The sequence below is a fragment of the Sporosarcina pasteurii genome (assembly GCF_041295575.1).
GTDB classification, from domain to species: domain Bacteria; phylum Bacillota; class Bacilli; order Bacillales_A; family Planococcaceae; genus Sporosarcina; species Sporosarcina pasteurii.
On record NZ_CP160452.1, the window covers coordinates 1,479,419 to 1,500,295 of the forward strand.

At 37.2% G+C, this 20,877-nt stretch carries 18 protein-coding genes and 1 pseudogene; 13 read left to right on the forward strand and 6 right to left on the reverse strand.

Annotated elements, in window-relative coordinates:
• Positions 1 to 92: 92 nt before the first annotated feature.
• The 3 genes from AB1H92_RS06795 to AB1H92_RS06805 all read left to right on the forward strand — a co-directional run bounded on the left by AB1H92_RS06795 (position 93) and on the right by AB1H92_RS06805 (position 3,291).
• A complete protein-coding gene (locus AB1H92_RS06795) occupies positions 93 to 1,478 on the forward strand; it encodes an amino acid permease (RefSeq protein WP_115361238.1) in 1,386 nt (461 codons plus the stop codon).
• A gap of 284 nt (positions 1,479 to 1,762) precedes the next feature.
• A complete protein-coding gene (locus tag AB1H92_RS06800; RefSeq protein WP_115361236.1) occupies positions 1,763 to 2,941 on the forward strand; it encodes an aminotransferase class I/II-fold pyridoxal phosphate-dependent enzyme in 1,179 nt (392 codons plus the stop codon).
• A gap of 14 nt (positions 2,942 to 2,955) precedes the next feature.
• Entirely contained in the window at positions 2,956 to 3,291 is a 336-nt protein-coding gene (locus AB1H92_RS06805) for a CHY zinc finger protein (protein WP_115361234.1), read from the forward strand.
• Between the two features lie 156 nt (positions 3,292 to 3,447).
• On the opposite strand, the gene AB1H92_RS06810 is transcribed toward AB1H92_RS06805, so the two are convergent.
• On the reverse strand, positions 3,448 to 4,320 hold the full coding sequence (locus tag AB1H92_RS06810) for a DUF3307 domain-containing protein (protein ID WP_115361232.1): 873 nt from the start codon (positions 4,318 to 4,320) through the stop codon (positions 3,448 to 3,450).
• Entirely contained in the window at positions 4,317 to 5,093 is a 777-nt protein-coding gene (locus AB1H92_RS06815) for a hypothetical protein (protein ID WP_115361230.1), read from the reverse strand. Before AB1H92_RS06815 ends, AB1H92_RS06810 begins: the two co-directional genes overlap by 4 nt.
• Positions 5,094 to 5,394: 301 nt before the next feature.
• Between AB1H92_RS06815 and AB1H92_RS06820 the strand changes: the two genes are divergently transcribed.
• From AB1H92_RS06820 to AB1H92_RS06835, 4 genes are all read left to right on the forward strand, one after another.
• Complete coding sequence (locus tag AB1H92_RS06820; protein ID WP_115361228.1) at positions 5,395 to 5,964, forward strand: DUF4256 domain-containing protein; 570 nt, start codon at positions 5,395 to 5,397, stop codon at positions 5,962 to 5,964.
• A gap of 227 nt (positions 5,965 to 6,191) precedes the next feature.
• Entirely contained in the window at positions 6,192 to 7,058 is an 867-nt protein-coding gene (gene nadC / locus AB1H92_RS06825) for a carboxylating nicotinate-nucleotide diphosphorylase (protein WP_115361227.1), read from the forward strand.
• Positions 7,055 to 8,071: a TAXI family TRAP transporter solute-binding subunit gene (locus AB1H92_RS06830; protein WP_115361225.1), complete on the forward strand. Its 1,017-nt coding sequence runs from the start codon at positions 7,055 to 7,057 to the stop codon at positions 8,069 to 8,071. The genes nadC and AB1H92_RS06830 overlap by 4 nt, the downstream gene beginning before the upstream one ends.
• A 36-nt stretch (positions 8,072 to 8,107) precedes the next feature.
• Entirely contained in the window at positions 8,108 to 10,084 is a 1,977-nt protein-coding gene (locus tag AB1H92_RS06835; protein WP_166739493.1) for a TRAP transporter permease, read from the forward strand.
• Between the two features lie 322 nt (positions 10,085 to 10,406).
• On the opposite strand, the pseudogene AB1H92_RS06840 reads toward AB1H92_RS06835, so the two are convergent.
• Positions 10,407 to 10,721 (reverse strand): annotated as a pseudogene (locus tag AB1H92_RS06840) (LD-carboxypeptidase); the annotation flags it as partial.
• A 572-nt stretch (positions 10,722 to 11,293) separates the two neighbouring features.
• On the opposite strand from AB1H92_RS06840, the gene AB1H92_RS06845 reads away from it, so the two are divergent.
• From AB1H92_RS06845 to AB1H92_RS06865, 5 genes are all read left to right on the forward strand, one after another.
• Positions 11,294 to 11,740, forward strand: coding sequence for a GNAT family N-acetyltransferase (locus tag AB1H92_RS06845; protein ID WP_115361222.1), 447 nt, complete (start codon positions 11,294 to 11,296; stop codon positions 11,738 to 11,740).
• A gap of 11 nt (positions 11,741 to 11,751) precedes the next feature.
• On the forward strand, positions 11,752 to 12,228 hold the full coding sequence (locus AB1H92_RS06850; protein ID WP_115361220.1) for a class I SAM-dependent methyltransferase: 477 nt from the start codon (positions 11,752 to 11,754) through the stop codon (positions 12,226 to 12,228).
• 42 nt (positions 12,229 to 12,270) lie between these two features.
• A complete protein-coding gene (locus AB1H92_RS06855) occupies positions 12,271 to 12,540 on the forward strand; it encodes a hypothetical protein (RefSeq protein ID WP_115361218.1) in 270 nt (89 codons plus the stop codon).
• Between the two features lie 80 nt (positions 12,541 to 12,620).
• Complete coding sequence (locus tag AB1H92_RS06860) at positions 12,621 to 13,808, forward strand: diaminopropionate ammonia-lyase (protein ID WP_115361216.1); 1,188 nt, start codon at positions 12,621 to 12,623, stop codon at positions 13,806 to 13,808.
• Between the two features lie 211 nt (positions 13,809 to 14,019).
• Complete coding sequence (locus tag AB1H92_RS06865) at positions 14,020 to 14,274, forward strand: hypothetical protein (protein ID WP_115361215.1); 255 nt, start codon at positions 14,020 to 14,022, stop codon at positions 14,272 to 14,274.
• A gap of 561 nt (positions 14,275 to 14,835) precedes the next feature.
• Here AB1H92_RS06865 and AB1H92_RS06870 read toward each other — a convergent pair.
• Entirely contained in the window at positions 14,836 to 15,696 is an 861-nt protein-coding gene (locus AB1H92_RS06870; protein WP_115361213.1) for a DUF421 domain-containing protein, read from the reverse strand.
• Positions 15,697 to 15,776: 80 nt separating this feature from the next.
• On the opposite strand from AB1H92_RS06870, the gene AB1H92_RS06875 reads away from it, so the two are divergent.
• Positions 15,777 to 16,115 carry a DUF4363 family protein gene (locus tag AB1H92_RS06875; protein WP_115361211.1) on the forward strand — a complete coding sequence of 113 codons (339 nt, stop codon included), beginning with the start codon at positions 15,777 to 15,779 and terminating at the stop codon, positions 16,113 to 16,115.
• A 229-nt stretch (positions 16,116 to 16,344) separates the two neighbouring features.
• Here AB1H92_RS06875 and fabI read toward each other — a convergent pair whose 3' ends face one another.
• On the reverse strand, positions 16,345 to 17,121 hold the full coding sequence (fabI, locus tag AB1H92_RS06880) for an enoyl-ACP reductase FabI (protein ID WP_115361209.1): 777 nt from the start codon (positions 17,119 to 17,121) through the stop codon (positions 16,345 to 16,347).
• Positions 17,122 to 18,626: 1,505 nt separating this feature from the next.
• Positions 18,627 to 20,867, reverse strand: a complete 2,241-nt coding sequence (locus AB1H92_RS06885; RefSeq protein WP_115361205.1) for an MMPL family transporter — start codon at positions 20,865 to 20,867, stop codon at positions 18,627 to 18,629.
• Between the last annotated feature and the right edge of the window lie 10 nt (positions 20,868 to 20,877).

The following is a 20,877-nucleotide window of genomic DNA, read 5'->3' on the forward strand; positions in this document are numbered from 1 at the left end:
ATTATTAGGAAAATTTGGTAAATCATTTAAATGTACAGTAAATGATCAATACCATCTGTTGTAAAAAGGGAGAACGAAGTGGGGGAATTTATATGCAAGAGCAAACATTAGACCGCGGTCTAAAAAATAGGCATGTGCAGCTTATCGCGATTGGTGGGGCAATCGGGACAGGGTTGTTTTTAGGTGCAGGTAAATCAATACATTTAACTGGACCTTCTATCTTATTTGCCTACATCATTACAGGTATAATTGGCTTTCTCATTATGAGAGCGCTTGGCGAGTTATTATTATCGAACTTGAACTATAATTCATTTGTAGATTTTGTTCAAGATTATTTTGGCAATATGGCCGCCTTTATTACAGGATGGACGTATTGGTTTTGTTGGGTTTCAATCGCAATGGCAGACTTAACAGCTGTTGGCATATATATTCAGTATTGGTTTCCAACTGTTCCACAATGGATGCCTGCGTTAATTGCGCTTGTTGTTTTATTATTTATGAACTTAGCGACTGTTAAGCTGTTCGGTGAGATGGAATTCTGGTTTGCGCTAATCAAAGTCATTGCCATTCTAGCGTTGATTGTCGTTGGCTTGTATATGATTTTCACTGGTTTTACGAGTAACGTTGGAACAGCTAGTTTTACTAATTTATGGTCACATGATGGGATGTTCCCAAATGGGGCTTATGGATTTATTCTGTCCTTTCAAATGGTTGTATTCGCGTTCGCAGGCATTGAACTCGTTGGTTTAACAGCTAGCGAGACAAAGAATCCTGAAAAAGTGATTCCGCAAGCAATCAATAATATTCCGATTAGAATACTAATCTTCTACATAGGATCACTCGCCGTCATTATGAGTATTTATCCATGGTATGAAGTGAGTCCTACTGAAAGCCCGTTTGTAAGGGTTTTTGCGGCAATCGGAATTTTAGGTGCAGCTGGCGTTATAAACTTTGTCGTTTTAACATCCGCAGCTTCTGCCGGTAATAGTGCGATTTTTAGTACGAGTCGTATGATGTATGGGCTTGGTAAAACGAATAATGCACCTGCGACAATGACAAAACTTACAAAGACTAAAGTGCCTGCAAATGCATTATTAACATCAACCGCCGTCATTTTAATTTCAGTTGTTTTGAACTACGTCATGCCGGAAAACGTATTTACGCTTATTACAAGTATTGCAACCGTATGTTTCATATTCATTTGGGGTATTATCGTTTTAAGTCATATGAAATACCGTAAAACTAGACCTGAATTGGCGAAGAAAAGTATATTTAAATTGCCGCTTTTTCCAATTACAAACTACTTAATTTTAGCTTTTCTTTTATTTGTAGCTGTTGTTCTCGGGCTTGCTGACGATACGCGTATTGCTTTATTCTTCACACCTGTATGGTTTTGTTTATTGATTGGAATTTATAAGTTCCGCGTTAGCAAAATGCAGGCCTATCCAGTTAATAAATTCGCGGATAAAAAGGAATAAAGCCGGTATTTTATTATAAACTTATCACATCAGTCGTTCGATCTATAGACATCGAACGACTTTTTAGTTTCAAGTTTTGAATACAAGTCATGATTGGCTATTAAAAAGCATGGAGAATTCGAATGAATCGTCAATAAGAAGCGTTAAAAATAATGATTGCAGTAGCCAGAGGAATGAGTTAGGTACAAAAATATAAGTCACTAATTCTTAACAACCGCACATTCAGTACAAAGTTTATGGTAAACTAATTTTTATATACAAATACATAGAAGGGAAGTAATAGATTGAGAATCGAACCTTCACAAAAAATGTCAATTTTCAAACCTGCCATTTTCGGAGAATTAAAAGCAGCGGCAGAACGCAAAAAAGAAAAAGGTACTGAAATTATTAACTTGAGTTTAGGAAGCCCCGACTTGCCTCCAGCTGAACAAGTAAGACAAGTGCTTTCAGATAAAAGTGCCTTGGAAAATTCATACGGTTATACGCTTGGGGGAACGAAACGTTTTCATGATGCTGTCGCGAATTATTATAAAAGACGATCAAACGTAATACTGGATCCAGATACTGAAATTTTAAAAACGATGGGTTCTCAAGAAGGGCTTGTCCATCTGCCTTTCGCCTTTTGTGATGAAGGGGATATTGTGTTAACGACTAATCCTGCTTATGTTGCCTACGAAGCGGGGATAAAATTAGCAGGAGCACTTCCCTATGAAATGCCTTTACGCGCGGAAAATAACTTCTTGCCTGATTTAGATGCCATTCCAGAAGACATCGCGCAAAAAGCGAAAATGCTAATTTTAAATTTACCAGGGAACCCGGTACCATCCATGCCAACAACAGCATTTTTTGAGAAAGTAATCGCTTTTGCTAAGAAATATAATATTATCGTTTTGCACGATGCAGCTTATTCTGAGTTTTATTTCAAAGGAGATCGACCTTTTAGCTTTCTTTCGATACCTGGCGCTAAAGATGTCGGAATTGAAATTAATTCACTGTCTAAAAGTTTTAGTTTAGCAGGGGCACGAATCGCTTATATGGTAGGGAATGCAGAAGTCATTCGCATTATGAAAGAATTCAAATCTAATCTAGACTATGGAACATTCGAGCCTATTCAAGAAGCAGGCGCAATGGCTTTGGATAATGCTGAAGAAATTACAGAACGCTTACGACAAACTTTTAAACAACGCCATCTAACATTAACAGATGGACTAAAAAGAATCGGTTGGACCGTCACACCTTCAGATGGCGGCATGTTTGTATGGGCAAAGTACCCGTATGAGATGAATGATATCGATTTTGTATTCGAAGTGATTGCACAAGCTGGGGTCGTGATGGTTCCTGGCAGCATATTCGGATCTGAAGGAAAAGGCTATGTCCGCATCGCACTCGTTCAAGAAGTGACTGCATTAGAACAAGCAGTCGAACGATTAGCAAATTTGAAGATTTTATCAGAAGTGGAATGATGAGGAATTCTTAGATGGTAAAGGTATTTGGTCGAATTGTCGACAATCAGACACGATGCAAACATTACCATACAGATAAGGATATTGTCGCCATCAAATTTAAATGTTGCAATAAATATTATCCTTGCTACAAGTGTCACGAAGAGTTAGAGCATCATCCGATTGCTGTATGGCCAAAAGATGAATTTAATGAAAAAGCGATTCTTTGTGGTGTTTGTAGAAGAGAACATACAATTAATGAATATCTCTCTATAAATCATTGTTTATCCTGTGAATCATCTTTCAATGAAAGATGCGCTCATCATTATTATCTTTACTTTGAAGTGAAGAACAATAACTATTGCAATTAAATTTTAAGAACTATTTCCATAAATGAAACTAAACCCCTAAAGGGAATTAGCTATTCCAATAGGTCGCCTGATGCTCTAATATCGGCGACCTATTTTTATTGTACAATGCATCTTGCGTACTATGGTTAAATCTCCAGGAGTATAACGCGTCTCTATTTATAATAGGATTCCTTGAACAATCAGTCCAAGCACCAATCCTAGGAAGATGGAAGACAATGTACCTAACAAAAAATATTCTGCCCAGTTTCGATCATCGAGCTGTTTGAATCGTGCAATTGACTTTGCAGCAATTATGAATGCGATAGATGGGTATGCCCCAATGACCGTTAAAACAATAACGAGTAATCTTTCTAAATAACCGATTAGCTTGCCACGCGAGCGAAGCGGGGTAGAGTATGTATAGTAATGATATTCTTCCGTAAAACTACTTTCCATTTTAGGCCGAATTCTGTCTTTCGCTTCAATCATTTGACTTTTAAGTGTCAGTTCCCCCTCAAAATTTGCTAGTTCGGATGGCAAAGAACCAACGATAAATTTTACGATATGGCCACTAACACTCGTCGCTAAAATAAAAATGATTACGACAAAAAATAATGTGTTTATTGTACTCAATCTGCCTGTCCCAAATAATTCTATCAAGCTTTCAAGTAATTCTGTGACTGGCATGTGAAAGAATAGGTTACACGCGAAAAGAATCATTAATACATGTAAAAGTTGATCGAACAAGAAAAATCCAAGTTTGCTCAAATTGTCATTTGTCGGTCGTTTAATCGAATCTACTAGTTTAATTTTCAGTAAATCAATTAACAAGTGAGTGAAACAAATGAATAGTATAGGGAAAATGAAATAGCCTATAAAATCACTAAACGCGTATTGATAACGCCAAATAATAGCAAGTGCAACGCCCGCTGTTAAGACATGATGAAAGATATGTTTCTTTATATGCTTTATTTTATTATTCACCATTATGTCTGTCTGCAGCCAAAAATCAGCAATTAAATGTGCGAGAAGCAATAATAAAACGGTCATTTCGAGCTCCTTTCCCAAGGAAAATACTCTTGGAGTCGATTGGTTATCTCATGTCTAATATTTTTTTGTAGTGTAGCAATTTGATGATCGGCAGTATTCTGTTCTAATGAATTCAACACATTGACAATGTCGTGAAAAGTGTTCAAAATCAACTCAGCTTTACCTTTTTTCATATGACTTGAGATGGTTGAGGTTGTTCTTCCCAGATATTTGCTTACTTTATTTTGTTGGCCCACAATCAAATACAATGAACAAACGAGGGACTGTATATCTGTTTGTTCGTTAATTTGTTCCTGTTTTAAAGTTAAGCTCGTATTGAATAATGTTTCGAATTGCTTGCTAAAAACTTCGTAACTATTTCCATTAGATAAACCTGGTAGTGCAAAGCGAAATTGCATTCGGACTTGTTGGCTTTTTAGAATTTCATTGGCCTTTCTAGCCTGTTTCATTAATGGATGTATCCAAGTTTCGATATTCAACGAGTCGATGTCATCATCTATCTCCCCAAATGAAAGACCAAAATATGGTTTATGTTCAGGGTATTTCCAAATACGACTTAAATAGAATGCAAGCGTATAGGCGGTTGCATAACCCCTACATACAACGACTAGTTCATCTCCAGCACGGTGAGAAACGTGAATAGGACCCGCCTTTTCTGTCCAGTCTTTAAGATTAACTACTACTTCTTGGAGATACGCACTCAATTCGCTCCCGACATTTTTTTTAGACGAGCGACTAACGTCCATGATGAAAACTGAGATTTCATTCGACATGCAAAAACAGCTCCTTCCTAATTGATTACACGAACAAGTTCGATTATATAGTCGAATATATCAAAAGTTCGATGATATCGTCAAACTTTATGAGAGTTCGATGATGTAAGCTTATATGAAATTCAAGTTTGTTTAATTTAAGCATGCGAACTACAGGGTAATAGCCTTTAGAGGCAAGAACCATATTGGAAATAAATATTGAATTTCAGCTAGAGCCGTGTATTAACTACTTGAGGATGGCGGGATGGTAGTATGTCATGTAAAATAAAAATCGATTACATATATATGGGAGGAAAGAAACATGACACAAACTCATGCAAGAAAACTGACTGCAGATCAAAGTGAAGATTTATTAAATAAATTAAAGAATCGTTTTGAAAAAAATATGGACCGTCACGAGGGACTTGATTGGGATCAAATTGAAGAGAAATTAGCAGCAAATCCTGAAAAATTATGGTCGCTTCATGAAATGGAGCATACAGGCGGAGAACCAGATGTTGTTGGCCTAGATAAAGAAACAGGTGAATACATTTTTTATGACTGTTCAAAAGAAAGTCCAAAAGGGCGCAGAAGTGTGTGTTATGACCGTGAAGCATTAGAGTCAAGAAAGAAGCATAAACCGGAAAATAACGCAATGGATATGGCTGCAGACATGGGCATTGAAATTTTAACAGAAGAACAGTATCGTCAGTTACAAAGCCTTGGAAATTTTGATATGAAATCTTCAAGTTGGGTAAAAACGCCAGATAAAATTAGAGAACTTGGTGGTGCGATTTTTTGTGATTATCGCTACGATACTGTTTTTGTTTATCATAACGGAGCGGAATCCTATTATGCTGCAAGAGGTTTCCGCGGCTCACTAAGAGTTTAAGTCATTTAAATAAAAAACGGCCTTTGCTAGATGATAGCGATGGCCGTTTTTTGTATTTTTTTGAAAAGTATTCCTAAGTTTATTACATAATATTAACTTGCTATTTTAATAAATATATGTAAATATAGGTGTCAAGACAGTGGTGTGGTTAAAAGTATTTTGATTGTTATCATTGGAAAACTGTCTGACGAATTGTGAAGGTTTTCACAACGAAAGGGAGATGGGTTATGAATCAATTAAAATTACGAACACAATTACAAGCCTTTTTATTGGAGGATATTGGTGATCAGGATATTACTAGCCAAACGATTTTCCCACTAACGGAGATAGGAAAAGGCGTGTTCATTGCCAAGGAAGATGGAATTATTGCGGGTCTAGGGGTTATTAAAGAAGCTTATCATTTATTAGACCGTTCTATTCAAGTGACTGAATATCTTAAAGACGGCGATGCGGTGACATGTGGGGATATAATTGCGGAAGTGACGGGGCCAATCGCACATTTACTTACGGGGGAAAGGGTCATATTAAATCTCATGCAGCGGATGAGCGGTATTGCGACAGTTGTAAATGAAAGCGTGGCAATGCTAGATGATTCTTCCATTCAAATTTGTGATACAAGAAAGACGATTCCAGGACTGCGTATGTTTGATAAATATGCCGTCGTAAGCGGTGGCGGAAAAAATCACAGGCAAGGATTATATGATGGCGTTATGATTAAAGATAATCATATTGCATTTGCAGGTTCTATTACGAAAGCAGTGCAGTGCGTGCGAGATAAAATTGGCCATATGGTAAAAATTGAAGTAGAAACAGAAACGAAAGAAGAAGTACTGGAAGCAGTTGAAGCAGGAGCCGACGTGATTATGTTTGATAATCGAACACCTGAAGAAGTGAAGGAGTTTGTTCAGTATGTGCCAGAAACCATCATCACAGAGGCTTCGGGTGGAATTACAATGGAAAATTTGGCAACTTACCATGGAACTGGTGTCAATTACATATCATTAGGTTTTTTAACACATTCGGTTAAAGCACTCGATATTAGTTTACAAGTCTTAGAAGAAAATAATCGGATTGAAAGAGGAAGTATACGATGAAACGAAACTTCATTTTACTTACTATGTTATTCAGCATTTTGTTTATCGTCGCGTGCAGTAATGAGAAAGCAGTACATAATGGAGAATCAGAGAAGGGAGTTACATCTCAATCATTACAAACAACAATCATTGGTGGACGTACAGGGGGGGCATGGTCTGTATTTACGGAAGGGGTAGCTGAATCTATCCGTAGAGAAAACAAGGGAGCAATCGTGACTGTCGAGCCCGGCGGAATTGTGGAAAATCCACCGACTATCGGAACAAATGCTGTTTCATTTGGTATTTCTTATGCGATGACTGCCTATGCGGCCTATACAGGCGCGGAGCCCTATGACGAGGCGTATGAAGATATCCGCGCCATTAGTGTCGTAATCCCTGGGAATTACTATCAATTTATTGCTAGGGTCGATACACCATATGAGACATTTGATGACATCATTAATCAAAAAGCTCCCATTCGATTGGCCGTGGATCAGCAAGGTTCAGCGGGGGAAATAATAACAAGAAATATCTTAAAAGAATATAACGTTACTTATGAAGACATTATTTCCTGGGGCGGTTCTGTTGATCACCTAAGTGATTCCAAAACATTTGAACTGATGGCCGATAAACGAATTGATGCTACTGGAGATGCTGTATCAGTCCCTTCAAGCGGTATGATTGAAGCTTCTACTACGATTGATTTAAAAATGCTTTCATTCGATAAAGAAGTGATGCAGGCGGTATCGGACAATCTTGGAATGGCAACTGGGACAATTCAAGCGGGTAGCTATGATTTTTTAGAAGACGATATCGATACATTGTATACGCCAGCGATTTTAATTGTTCATAAGGATGTACCGGAAGAGGAAGTCTATCAAATCACAAAAGCAATCTATAATAACTTTGATTATCTTGGGACCGTACATGAAGAATTTAAAAATTTAACAGCTGACAATATGATGGAAGTTGGGCAAGTACCCCTTCATCCTGGCGCAGAGAAGTTTTTCAAGGAAGCGGGCATGCTTAACTAAGATAAGCATGAATCTCTTAAGGAAGTGGATTGTGTCGTGAACATTAAAAATAGATTTATCGGATGGTTTACTGAAGGAGAAAAGCGAGAATTATCGAATGTTCATCTAACGATATTTACTCTCCTTGCATTTTCATTAGCGATTTTTCAAATTTGGTCTGTTGTCTGGGGTAAACTAAATCCTATGAATCAAATGGCAATTCATCTGGCATTTATTTTAAGCCTTACATTTTTGATATACAGCTATTCTAAAAATACCGGTTTAACACGACCGACGATTATCGATTATGTTTCTGCCATATTGGCTTTTGCGGCGGGGATTTATTTCACCCTTCATGCGGACCGCTTTGCTGTAAGAATTCCAATTATGGAGCCATTAACGAACTTTGACTTGTTTTTTGGCTTGGTGTTTGTGCTTCTGAGTATTGAAGCTGCACGAAGAACGATTGGCTATCCTATTATTGTGATTGTCTTCGTTGGCATTGGTTATGCATTATGGGGCCATAGATTAGAAGGCCTTATGTGGCATCGGGCATTTTCGCCTGTAGATGTATTAGATGAATTGGCATTTAGCTTTAATGGTTTGTGGGGGTCGCCCATTTCCGTTGCAGCATCATTCGTATTTATGTTCATGTTGTTTGGTGCATTTTTAAATAAGGCAGGGGCTGGCGAGTTCTTTTTCAAACTTTCTACAGCTGTTGCAGGAAGAACAAAGGGTGGAACCGCAAAAGTTGCTGTACTTGCTAGTACATTTTTTGGTTCTATATCTGGAAGCCCAACAGCAAATGTTGTGACAACTGGATCTTTCACAATTCCTGTCAGTAAGAAAACCGGTTACAAACCATCCTTTGCCGCAGCAGTGGAAGCATCCGCCTCTACAGGTGGAAGTATATTACCACCGATTATGGGTTCATCTGCCTTTCTAATGGCAGCCGTTACACAAGTGCCCTATGGATTCATCGTGATGGCTGCGATTATTCCTGGAATTCTTTATTATGCCTCTTTGTTAACGATGGTTCATTTCGAAGCACTTCGACTAGATTTACCCCGAGCTGCTAAGGAGGATATTCCAAAGATTTCTACAGTCTTAAGGGAAGGATGGTTCTATTTTATTCCTTTACTTGTATTGGTCTTTTTTCTAATGCAAGGGTATAGTGCTTCTAGAACAGGATTCTACGGCATCATTTCTATCGTCATTGTTAGTTGGTTCCGTAAAAAGACACGTATGGGGTTAAAAGAAATTATCAATGCGATGATTGATGGTGCAAAATCAGCTATCCCTGTTTCAACGGCATGTGCTGTAGCAGGATTAGTCATAGCGGGGATTATGTCGACGGGTCTTGGCGGAAAGTTAACGAGTATTGTTCTTAGTTTAACTGAAGGGATGTTATTCCCTACTTTAATACTCGTTATGCTCATTTGTATCATTTTAGGAATGGGGATGCCTGTTGCAGCAGCATATATATTAACTGCAATGCTAGCGGCACCGGCATTAATTGAATTAGGTGTTTCGACGATGTCTGCCCATTTGTTCATTGTGTATTTTTCTATCTTTTCAGCAATCACTCCACCCGTTGCGGTCGCAGCCTTTGCCGCCGCAGGGATTTCTGGTAGTAACCCGAACCGAGTAGGACTGGAAGCTGTTCGTCTAGGTTTAGTCGGTTTTATTGTTCCATTTATGTTTGTTTTTGAACCTTCACTATTGATGGACGGGGCGCCGGGGGAAATCATTATCTCGATCTTAACCGCATTGATAGGTGTGATTATACTAGCTGCTGGTGTAATTGGTTGGTTAATTACAAAGGCTACAATTGTGGAACGCATCGCACTCATTGCTGGTGGACTTCTCACAATTTACCCGGGTTTATTATCCGATGGGATCGGTGTGGTGCTGATTATTTCAATCTTGTTTATTCAACGAAGACGCGAGATTAAGATAATAAAGATTGATCGTAGAAGACCAATGGAAAAAAGGGGACTGAAAGGGACAGATTCTATTGGAGTTGAGAGTTAACGATAAAGACCTTTCCAAAAATCATCCACTAGAGGCTTCATTGCCTAGAGTGGATGATTTTTCTATTCTGATTTTTACTATCCGTTTATCTATTAATTCGTCCCTAATCTTCAAACATGTATATAACTAGCGTCTTCATGCTGCATAATCATGACCATCATGCCGATCTTTTAGTGTCCTTAAGCGGCGGAATCAGAAAGTAAAAATGGCCTTTTCTAACCTCCGGAACAATTGTTCTATTCGGGTTTAAACTCTTATATAATTAATAAAGTCAATTACCATGATTAAAGAGTCGGATGAAACAGATATTAAACGCATTAATTTAAATCCATTTCTCCGTACAATATACTTTCTTCTTTGTTGCATCTAACTTTACCTTCTTACCGATTGCTAAAGGATGCATAGGATGTGTATGACAACAATCAAAATCAGCTAAAATCGGAATATCTTTTCCGTCAAGTTGCTCTAATAATATTTCCAGTGGTTTTCTTCCTGTTCCTAGATCATCATATTGTTCATGTTTACCTAAAATAATGCCTGCTACTTTGTCAAATACACCATGCAGCTTTAACATGGCAAAATTTTTCTCAACGGTCGAAGCATTTTTCATACAATCCTCAAGCAATAAAATATCTCCATTCTAAAAAATGTTTAGCCCGCAAGTAACGTTTATTTGCCGTGACAGTTGCAGGAGATGAAGGTGAATAAACGCCAATTTTGTCACCTATTTTAAGCCGTTGTATCATATTTGACTCCTCTCTACATTTCTTTTTTTAATTCTCTTCTTATCTATCATATATGGTTTTAGATATTTTCTGAAAACTGGATTCCTTATGTTATAATATACTTCAATTGTGAGTATTCAACAAATGAGAGCGATTCCTAACAAATAGTGCGACCACCTGAAATATAAGTGCCAGATTGGTGCAATCCTAGAACGGAGATGAAAGAAATGTCTAATCAAACAAGATTTAATCTCTCGGTTGTTGTTGCCATTCTTTTAGTCACGAATTCTATTATTGCTTTTAACTATAACCAGCCTTTGAAATGGCTATGGTTGATAGTAGCTTTCTTCAGTGCTTTTAATCTTTTTTATTTCTATAAAAGAAAACAAAATCAGAGCAATTAACCTAACTATTTAATCCACATCACCGGGCTTGAGTTTTGAGACAAGCCAAGATGGGATCAACGCTGAATGGAGGAAGAAAAATGCGATTAGAAACAGAGCGGTTGCTATTAAAACCATATAAACATGAATTTGCAGATGTTATATATCCAGTAGTGTCACAGGCGGAATTTGCAGTTTTTACAAAGGGAAATCCAGAGAAATACATAGGAAATTGCGGTCTGGTCAGTATTTCCAACAGTCATCAAAAGGCAGAAATCGCCTATTTTATTGATAAGAATGAGTGGGGGAAAGGGTACGCAACTGAAGTAGCGTCTTTTATGATTGGATACGGTTTTGAAAAACTTGGATTAGAGCGTATATACGGACGCTGTATGTCCAGAAATCCCGCCTCTAGAAAAGTAATGGAAAAGATAGGTTTTCAATTTGAAGGAACATTAAGGCATGACGTTAAAAAAGGGCGAGAGTTTGAGGATTTGGATTTATTAAGTATATTACGATCGGATTTTGAAGAATTATATGGAGTTTAAGGGGGATATCCATGAAAGTTGACTTCGGTAATGTCGCAAAAAATTACGCTAGATTTAGAAATAATTTACCTTCTGAACTATTGGAGGGCTTAAAACTGAGAGGAATTGTATTTAATGACAAAAAGGTCACAGATTTAGGTTCTGGGTCAGGCGTATTATGTAGGGCTCTACAACAGGAAGGGGCATCTGTTGTTGGCGTGGAACCGTCGATAGAACTAATAGAAGAAGCCAAAGAAATTGATAATGAGGAAGGATATATGATTGAGTATAAAAATACTTACTCAGAGGCTACGTCCTTACCTGATAACACATATGATCTTATAACAGTATTAAGAGCTTGGCATTGGTTTGATGCCGAAAAGACCCTTTCTGAAATTAAAAGAATTTTAAAAGAAGACGGATCACTGATTATTATGGATTCAGGATTTTTATCAAAAAGTAAAGTTGTAAAAGACACACTTGACATGATTAAAAATCATATGCCTTAAGGTGAACTGCAATCTGCAGGTTCCAAATCCAAAGCAAAACAGATGATTAACAGCTTTCCTGTTGAATGGTTTCAGGAATGGCGGGAACATCAATTTGATTTACAAGACACTTATAAGTTTCACTACAACGTAACTTTTTCAAATGAAGAATGGTGCGGAAGAGTCGGTTCTCTTTCTTGGCTATCTGGTTTTAATGAAGCAGAGAGAGAGAATATTCTAGATGAACTTCTGACTTATTTAGAGAAGGAGTACAAAGGAGTTAAACATAATATTGAACACGGGTGCTATGTGGCAGTATTATATCGTCTTTGATGAAGCTAGACATGGCAGATGGTTTAAATGGTATTTGAAAAGCGAGAAAACGTTGTAGGATATCGCATGGGGGTTATAAAATGAACAATCATATTAAATGGGTTGATAATCAGCATAAACAAGCAGGACCTGCTATACAAGAATTGCTCAGTTTCTCTGAAAAAGAAATGGAAAAAGCTTTCAACTTTCATACTAGTATACCCGGATATGAATTTACTTCACTTCATTCTTTATCTGGCCTCTCAGATTGTTTAGGACTAAAAGGTGTTTATATAAAAGACGAATCAAAACGGTTTGGACTGAATGCTTTTAAAGGGTTAGGGGCTTCCTATGCGATAGCCTCTCATTTTGCTGAGAAACTTTCGCTTAATCAAAACGAAATAAGTTTTCCAATATTATTAGAACATGTTAACAGTTTACCAAAATCCACATTTGCAACAGTTACTGCGGGGAATCATGGGAGGGGCGTAGCATGGGCCGCAAATCTCTTTGGGCAGCAAGCAAAGGTTTATTTACCAAAAGGCTCTTCAACAATGCGTTTAAAGGCAATTCAAGAACTTGGTGCAGATGCGCAAATTACAGATATGAATTATGACGATACGGTTCAACATATCGCAAGCGTTGCCAAAGAGAATAACTGGATTCTTGTTCAGGATACTGCTTGGGAAGGGTATGAAAAGACTCCTCTTGCTATCATGCAAGGCTATACAACAATTGTTGCGGAGATAGTAGAACAATTATCATTTCGTGAGATTTCCCATGTTTTTCTTCAAGCTGGAGTAGGTTCGTTTGCTGGAGCCATCGCCGCCGCTATTTCTCACTCAGCGTCAGATTCGGCCCCTAAGATCATAATAGTTGAACCGTCAGAGGCGGATTGTTTTTATCAATCTGCACAAAGCACAACAGGAGAAGCGCAACGTGTATATGGGAATCTTTCTACGATGATGGCGGGACTTGCATGTGGAGAACCTAACCCAATTGGATGGGAAATCTTAAAAAGAACTAGTGACTATTTCTTCTCTTGTGATGACTCAATTAGTGCAAAGGGAATGCGCGTTTTAAGTTCACCTGTTCATCATGATGTCAAAATCATCTCTGGGGAATCTGGGGCGGTACCATTAGGTTTATTACATGAATTAATGACAATTGATCAATTAAATGAAATTAAGTATCGTCTAGGACTTGATGATTCTTCTAGTATTTTAATCATTAATACTGAAGGTGACACCGATCCAGTTAATTATAAAACAATAATCCAAAATACATAACATTATTTATTTTGACTAGCGGGGAATCTAATATGATTGATTCCTCGCTAGTTAATGCATTTTGGGGAATCTCTATATCAGTCTATCAAATTATATTTTTTCATAATCATTGATAATGAGAATAATCAACCCTAAAATGCCCTTTTTCAAGGCGCGGAACACTTGTTCTTGCCGAAGGTTTTTAGTCAATAAAATTAGGAGGTGATTAATAATGTTTAACTATGCTATAGACGAAGACACTGAATTAAAACTATTGGATGAGTGTGATGCAGGACGTTTATTTTTACTAATTGATTCCTCCATGGAGACCTTACGCAATTGGCTGTCTTGGATAGATCGCACCAAAGCGATAGATGATACAAGGGCCTATATTAAAGATACATTGCAGCATGCTGATAATAACGATGGTTTTCAGGCGGGAATTTGGCATAAAGGGGAATTAGCTGGCGTAGTGGGATACTATTAATAGGTCAAATGAATCTACCTCAATTGATCCTGGCTTGGTGAGGGGGTTCAAGGTAAAGTATTAATCACCAACGCTTACAAGTCTATTATTAACTATTGTCTCAAAGTGTTAAAACTAAGGAGAATTAAAATTTGCATTGCAACCCCAAAATAGAAGTTGTGGCTGAACAATAACAAATTCTTTTAATATGGCACAATTGTTTAGCTAGATTTGTGTTTTTTATTAGGGAAGTGTCCTCGTTGCCCGATTAATCGGAATGTTTTGCTTATTATGTTCGGGGCGCTGCCTCTGCAATAAAATAAAAAGCGTATGAAGCATACGCCGTTAATACTTATTTTAATTAAAATAAACCTACACAGCATTCAAGTACGGAAATTTCGACAACTAAATTCATGACTAAAATTAGCTGGACAATTTTGTAGGCTTTAAGGAAAATGATACAACATGTTAACTAGTTACTCGAAACAAGGTTGAAATAGGGTTTAACCTTAGGTGAAATTACATTTAATAAGAAGTCTAGGTAAAAGATAGTATTTAGTCTAAATACTACTTACGCTTGAATCATTTTAAGTAGGGGATTATATCTTCGATTGTCTTTTGTAATTTTTTTGCTTGCTCATTGTTCACTTGCTTTGTCTGTTTACCTCCAGTTTTGGGCGCAAATTTTTCTAAATCAGCTTGTAATTGCTTCAGCTGAGCTGCCAATGATGGTTGTTGCTCGGCTTGAGGCTGAACCATGTTATCATTATACAAATCAACATACAGATTCCCATTTGAATCAACTTGAGCTAGGAATACATCCTTAATTTGTGATGCACCTTGTTTTTTTATCTCACTCAATAACCATTTTGATGAATAACCAAGCATTGCTAAGTTCTGTTCTAAAACCGTACCATCAGCGATTAACAATGTTGGTGCTTTTTCGGGTTCAACCTTTAAACGTAATAATTTAGGGGTAACAGGCTGTTGCTCAGTTTTTAACAAAATACTGAGTTCGCCATTTGTCTCTAAAATAGCCATCTCTACATCATCTACTTTAAAAACACTCTTTTCACGTAACAACATCATTAATTCATCAATTGCCAATTGGTTTTTCTTCATACTTTCTTCTAACACTTGGCCATTCTTAATAATAATGGCAGGTCTCCCATCTGTTAAGTGTAGAAACTTTCGATTTTTCATGCCTAAATAGGCTAAAACGAGAGGAAACAAGCCCCAAATAATTAATGAAACAAATCCATTAGAAATCTTAACATTTTGATCGACGGACATTGTCGCAGCAATAGATCCGATTGTTATACCAACACAATAATCAAAAAATGTCAGTTGTGAAAGCTGTTTTTTCCCCATAATGCGGGCCATTAATAATAATATTAGAAAAGCCCCAATGGATCGAATGAGTATTAATAAAAATTCTGGCACGTAAAATCCTCCATCTTTTTTTATGCTTTTCTTATTATTGGGCAATATAGTAAGAAACATACAAAGCGGAGGTGCACTAGTTGAAGAAAAAATATACGTTAATTGGAATCCTCTTACTTTTACTGGCAGGTTGTTCAAATATAACAGGTCATACTTATTTTAACGAAAATATAAGTAAAATTGAGGAACACCTTGATTATGAAGATTGGGGTTATTTACAAAAACAAGCAAAAGACTTAAAAGTGCTATATGATGACCAACAATGGAAATTACAATTATTAGGAGATGAAGGGGAGTATGAAGGCTTAAATATTAGTATTCATAGGCTTATTAAAGCAATAGAACATGAAGATACAACTCGAGCAACATTAGAATTGGCAACAATTAAAGTAATTATAAACGATATTTATTCGTTATAAGATGCTATTGGCTATAGATATTGATTTATTTACAACAAAATGCGCTTTTTCAGGGTCAGGAACACTTGTTCTGAAGTCACTTTAAACTTTTAGAATGAAAAGTAATGGGGGATTTAGATAGTCGTATAATAAAAAGGAAGACCCAAAATCAGTTTTTTTACTGAATTTGGATCTTCACGCATAAAATGATCGTCAAACAAAGAACCTAGTTTTGGTCTTTTAGAAAAGATTAATAACCGATAATATGATAGCCAGAATCGACATGTAGGTTTTCACCAGTGACACCGCTCGCGAGGTCACTTAGTAAAAATATAGCCGCTTTACCGACTTCTTCCGGATTAGTCGTTCTTCTTAATGGTGCTTTCTCTTCAATCACTTTAAGGTTTTCATTAAAGCCAGCGATGCCTTTCGCTGCAAGCGTGCGGATCGGACCAGCAGAAATAGAATTCACACGAATGTTATACTGTCCAAAGTCGTTGGCAAGGTATTTAACACTTGCATCGAGGGAAGCTTTTGCGACACCCATTATATTATAGTTTTTAACAACTCGTTCTCCGCCTAAGTAAGTAAGCGTTAAGATTGAGCCGCCTTCTTTTAGAAGCGGTTTGACAGCCTTAGAAACAGCCACTAAAGAGAATGCACTAATATCGTGTGCAAGTTGGAAACCATCACGGCTTGTATCTGAGAAATCGCCTGTTAACTCTTCTCTTTTCGCGAAAGCGATACAATGTGCTAAACCGTCAACAACCGGATATTGTTGGGCAATCGTTCCAAAAGCATTATCAATGCTTTCATCGCTTGTTACATCACACTCTACAAGTAATGTATTTTCTTGATTTAACTCAGGAATTAGTCGTTCAACTTCTCTTTTTAGACGTTCACCTTGGTAAGTGAAGATTAAATTAGCTCCCGCTTCGTTTAGGGCTTTAGCGATACCCCAGGCAATGCTTCGTTTGTTCGCCACACCCATAATAATGAAATTTTTACCAGTTAATAAATTATTCATGCATAGTACCTCGCTTGTTTGTATTAGTTATGAATTGAATTATTCTTAATCGAAGTGCGCACTAAAAGCGTGCTCTTTATGATGTGAATTAAAAAGATCAATTAAAGAATTAACTCAAGTTTATAATTTAATCATAATTGAAATGTTGGTCTAAGTCGAGCGTAAAATACTTTTACTGCAAAAGCAATCAAGTAAATGATTATGTTAATATTTAAAAATCCTCAAATTATGGGGGATGGGGGAGAATCACCGGTTCGCTTTTGTCGATATTACAACGACACAGAACTTTTGTTCCTTCTGTTGATTTCTCAATGAACTGCTGTGGAAATTTCAACATGGGCTTGTAAAATTACGCAACAGCAGCCAATTGCAGTCGAAACTTAGCTTGATTCTAAATGGTGTTTCATTATGCAAATCTACATAAATGTTTCCACAGGACTGTATAGATGATGACGGTCTAATTCATAAGGGATAAAAAAGACGGCAGGCTTATTCATATAAATTCAAGTTCAAGGATTTCTTTACGAACAAATATTAGTGAGGATAGCCTGAGTCATTTAAAGTTACTTGCAGCAGAAAGAAATATGCATTTCAATCATTTAATTGAAATTGGACTGAATAATTTATTAGCACATAATGAAAGCTTATTTAAGAGACGTACCAAACTAGACGATCAAGTTCAGTTTAAAAGTACTTATGATGATAAGTTGTTACAGAATGTAAAACTATATGCGAAAACACATCGAGTGTTTATAAATGATGTTATTGAGTGGAGTATAGAGTTTATTGATGAGTAGGTTGCAGGTGAAGCAACCCCTTTTCTTTTAAAAATATTTTAGTTTACATAATATATATTATCGGAAGTTACGTTTCATTGATAAGTATACTTATAACATTGAGATATTTTGTGGTTTTTTAGGATTTATTGATTTTATCCTTATAGATCATAGACTGTTAAGTTTCAAAGGCTTTATCAATTGAATTCTTTATGGCTAAGATAAATCCAATCACTCAAGATTCATTCGAAAATACTTCAAAAAAATTTTATTTTCTAGTTATCGACTTGCTGGCTTCTTCATTTTAAGTTGTGTGAAATTAAAACAAGTTCTAACGTCTTTTTAGTGTTAGAACTTGGCTACTATTAATGCTTCATTTAGTAAAATAATTAATTAACACAAAAATATATACGATATCTTGTGATTTACTACTCATTCTTACCATATGCCACTTTCTACAACAACCCAACGATTAACATAAAAATTACTTTGCTCAATAATACATAAGTTTTCATAATCTTTCATCCTTCTTTTCTAGGTGATACTAGTCGAATTATCCCCCACTTCTCCAAACCTGTCGTGTGCTTCTAAATCACTGAGGCTTGTATTTGTTTTCAGGATCTCCGCCTTAAATTCTTGCATCTATTGTAGCATAAGGCATATCGTACGAAGTATTTGAATTATTTCCAATAGAAAAAAGCACCTCATTAAGAGATGCTTTTTTCTATTTTATTCGTCTTTTCCTTGCATGGTATAACTTTCATCGTTCTTCAACTTCCACATCTTCCCTGGCCAAAATGCATAGCGACCTAGTACAGTCGTAATAGCTGGAACCAGAAGTGGTCGTACGATAAATGTATCTAACAGTATTCCAATTGCCGTAATCGTGCCAAAGTGGACAAGCACTTGTAAAGGCAGCACAGCTAAAACTGAGAAAGTCCCTGCTAAGATTAATCCAGCCGAACTAATCACACTACCAGTTTCTCCTACACTTTCTGCAATGGCTTGTTTTAGTGGCATATGCTTGCGTTTTTGCCATATGCTTGAGACGAGGAAAATATTGTAATCCTCACCCAATACGACTAAAAAGACGAACGCATATAGCGGAATTAACCCCTGGATTTCTGTGAAACCAAAGAAATGATGCAGCACGATCCAACCTAGTCCAAGTGCTGAGAAATAAGATAATAAAACAGTTGCAAGTAAATAAGCTGTCGCGACAATGGATTTTAAATAAACGAATAGTAAAACGGCGATAATGACAAGCAGCACGGGAATAATAATTGATTGATCGCGACTTGTGATTTCATCTGTGTCATATAAAGTCGCGGTTTCTCCACCAATCCATACAGCTTCCTCTGCATTCGGAACACCCGCCTCTTGTAAGGCTTTCGTGGCAATTTCTTTAAGCTCTGGAATACTTTCAACGGCTTGGGTTGCATAAGGGTTAATTGAAAGTGTAAACTCCCATTGTTGTAAGTTTTTATTAGTAGACCCTTCTATCGGATCTCGTACTTCTTCTACATAAGGATGTATCTCCAATGCTTCTTTTAATTCAATTGCCTCACCGCTAGTGTTAACAATCATCTTAACTGGCGCAATTTCTCCGGGCGGATAGTGATTCTCAATCAGTGTAAAGCCCTCACGTGAAGGCATATCTTCTGGGAAAGATTCTAATAATCCGTACGTAAACTGCATTTTAGGCACAAATGCAGCCAAGGTGCTGAGAACAATGGTAGAAATGACAATAATCGTCCATGGTTTGTTTGTTACAACGCCACCAAGCTTCATACCAAAACGATGGCTTGGTTTTGGTCGACGGATTTTCTTCCTTTTTTTCTGTTCAATTTCTTGCATCATTTCTTCAGTACGCGGAATAAAAGGAATAAACGCAATACGTCCTAGTAACGCTAGAATGGCTGGAAGCAAAGTTAGTGCCGCAATCCCCATGATGAAGATTGACAAGCTAAACGGCACTGCAAAGCGGTCGTACGATGCGTAATATGCGAGCCCTAGCGACAGCATTCCTAAAACTGTTGTAAGAGAACTCATCATAATTGCGCCGCCTGTACCAGAAATTGCATGCTTTAATGCAATATATTTATCCCTTTCACGCCGCAGTTCGTCACGATACCGCGAGATTAAAAATAAACAATAATCTGTACCCGCCCCGAATAGTAGAACCGTCATAATAGAAATCGCTTGCCCGTCTACGGTAATCCACTGTTTATCCGCAAAAAATCCAAGGATCGGGCTAATGATTCCGTATGCAATCCCTACCGCGACAAGTGGGACAATTGCTAAAATTGGTGAACGGTATAATAGGATAAGTAAAATAAACACAATCAGTACAGTTGCAATTAACAGTGTCACGTCTGCATTACTAAACAATGCAACAGCATCTGTTTGAATACCGACAGGTCCAGAAAACCGTACGTGTAGACTGTCTCCTTCTAACTCCTCTTTCAACACTTCATCGCCAAATTGTTGTGCGATTTGATTGCCTAATTGATCGAGTGCGGTTTGCAGTTCTTTTATAGACGCGCTTTCATCAAAAAAGACGGGTGTAATCAGTGCGCGTCCATCCGTTGACGCACTGTTTTCTATTGCCTCAACCGGTACTTTTTGAAAAGGCGGAACAAATGATTGATGCCCAATTGGATGTTCATCAAGATTTTGATAAAGTTGTTGGATCATTTCATAATCTGACGGTTGCAGTCCTTCCTCTCGGTGCCAAACTAAGAGCAGCGGAACGCCAATATCATCTGAGAATTCTTCTTTAGAAATTTTATTTGCCTCAACGGACATTGCTGTTTCTGGGAGTAATTGATTGTCTGGTGTTTCCCGGTCATTGACTTGTGGCCAAATATACGAAAAAACTCCGATAAATAAAATCCATATAAAAAACGTCATCCACCGGGTTTTCGGATTCGCAACAATTGTCCCCCAGTTTTTCAATAGACTTCTCATTCGGTTCATC

Excerpts from the sequence above, each read along its gene's own strand:
- nadC (WP_115361227.1), top strand. The coding sequence starts at position 6,192 with ATGAATCAATTAAAATTACGAACACAATTACAAGCCTTTTTATTGGAG.
- AB1H92_RS06855 (WP_115361218.1), top strand. The coding sequence starts at position 12,271 with ATGATTAACAGCTTTCCTGTTGAATGGTTTCAGGAATGGCGGGAACAT.
- fabI (WP_115361209.1), bottom strand. The coding sequence starts at position 17,121 with ATGAATAATTTATTAACTGGTAAAAATTTCATTATTATGGGTGTGGCG.
- AB1H92_RS06820 (WP_115361228.1), top strand. The coding sequence starts at position 5,395 with ATGACACAAACTCATGCAAGAAAACTGACTGCAGATCAAAGTGAAGAT.
- AB1H92_RS06885 (WP_115361205.1), bottom strand. The coding sequence starts at position 20,867 with ATGAGAAGTCTATTGAAAAACTGGGGGACAATTGTTGCGAATCCGAAA.
- AB1H92_RS06865 (WP_115361215.1), top strand. The coding sequence starts at position 14,020 with ATGTTTAACTATGCTATAGACGAAGACACTGAATTAAAACTATTGGAT.
- AB1H92_RS06810 (WP_115361232.1), bottom strand. The coding sequence starts at position 4,320 with ATGACCGTTTTATTATTGCTTCTCGCACATTTAATTGCTGATTTTTGG.
- AB1H92_RS06805 (WP_115361234.1), top strand. The coding sequence starts at position 2,956 with ATGGTAAAGGTATTTGGTCGAATTGTCGACAATCAGACACGATGCAAA.
- AB1H92_RS06830 (WP_115361225.1), top strand. The coding sequence starts at position 7,055 with ATGAAACGAAACTTCATTTTACTTACTATGTTATTCAGCATTTTGTTT.
- AB1H92_RS06860 (WP_115361216.1), top strand. The coding sequence starts at position 12,621 with ATGAACAATCATATTAAATGGGTTGATAATCAGCATAAACAAGCAGGA.
- AB1H92_RS06815 (WP_115361230.1), bottom strand. The coding sequence starts at position 5,093 with ATGTCGAATGAAATCTCAGTTTTCATCATGGACGTTAGTCGCTCGTCT.
- AB1H92_RS06845 (WP_115361222.1), top strand. The coding sequence starts at position 11,294 with ATGCGATTAGAAACAGAGCGGTTGCTATTAAAACCATATAAACATGAA.
- AB1H92_RS06850 (WP_115361220.1), top strand. The coding sequence starts at position 11,752 with ATGAAAGTTGACTTCGGTAATGTCGCAAAAAATTACGCTAGATTTAGA.
- AB1H92_RS06795 (WP_115361238.1), top strand. The coding sequence starts at position 93 with ATGCAAGAGCAAACATTAGACCGCGGTCTAAAAAATAGGCATGTGCAG.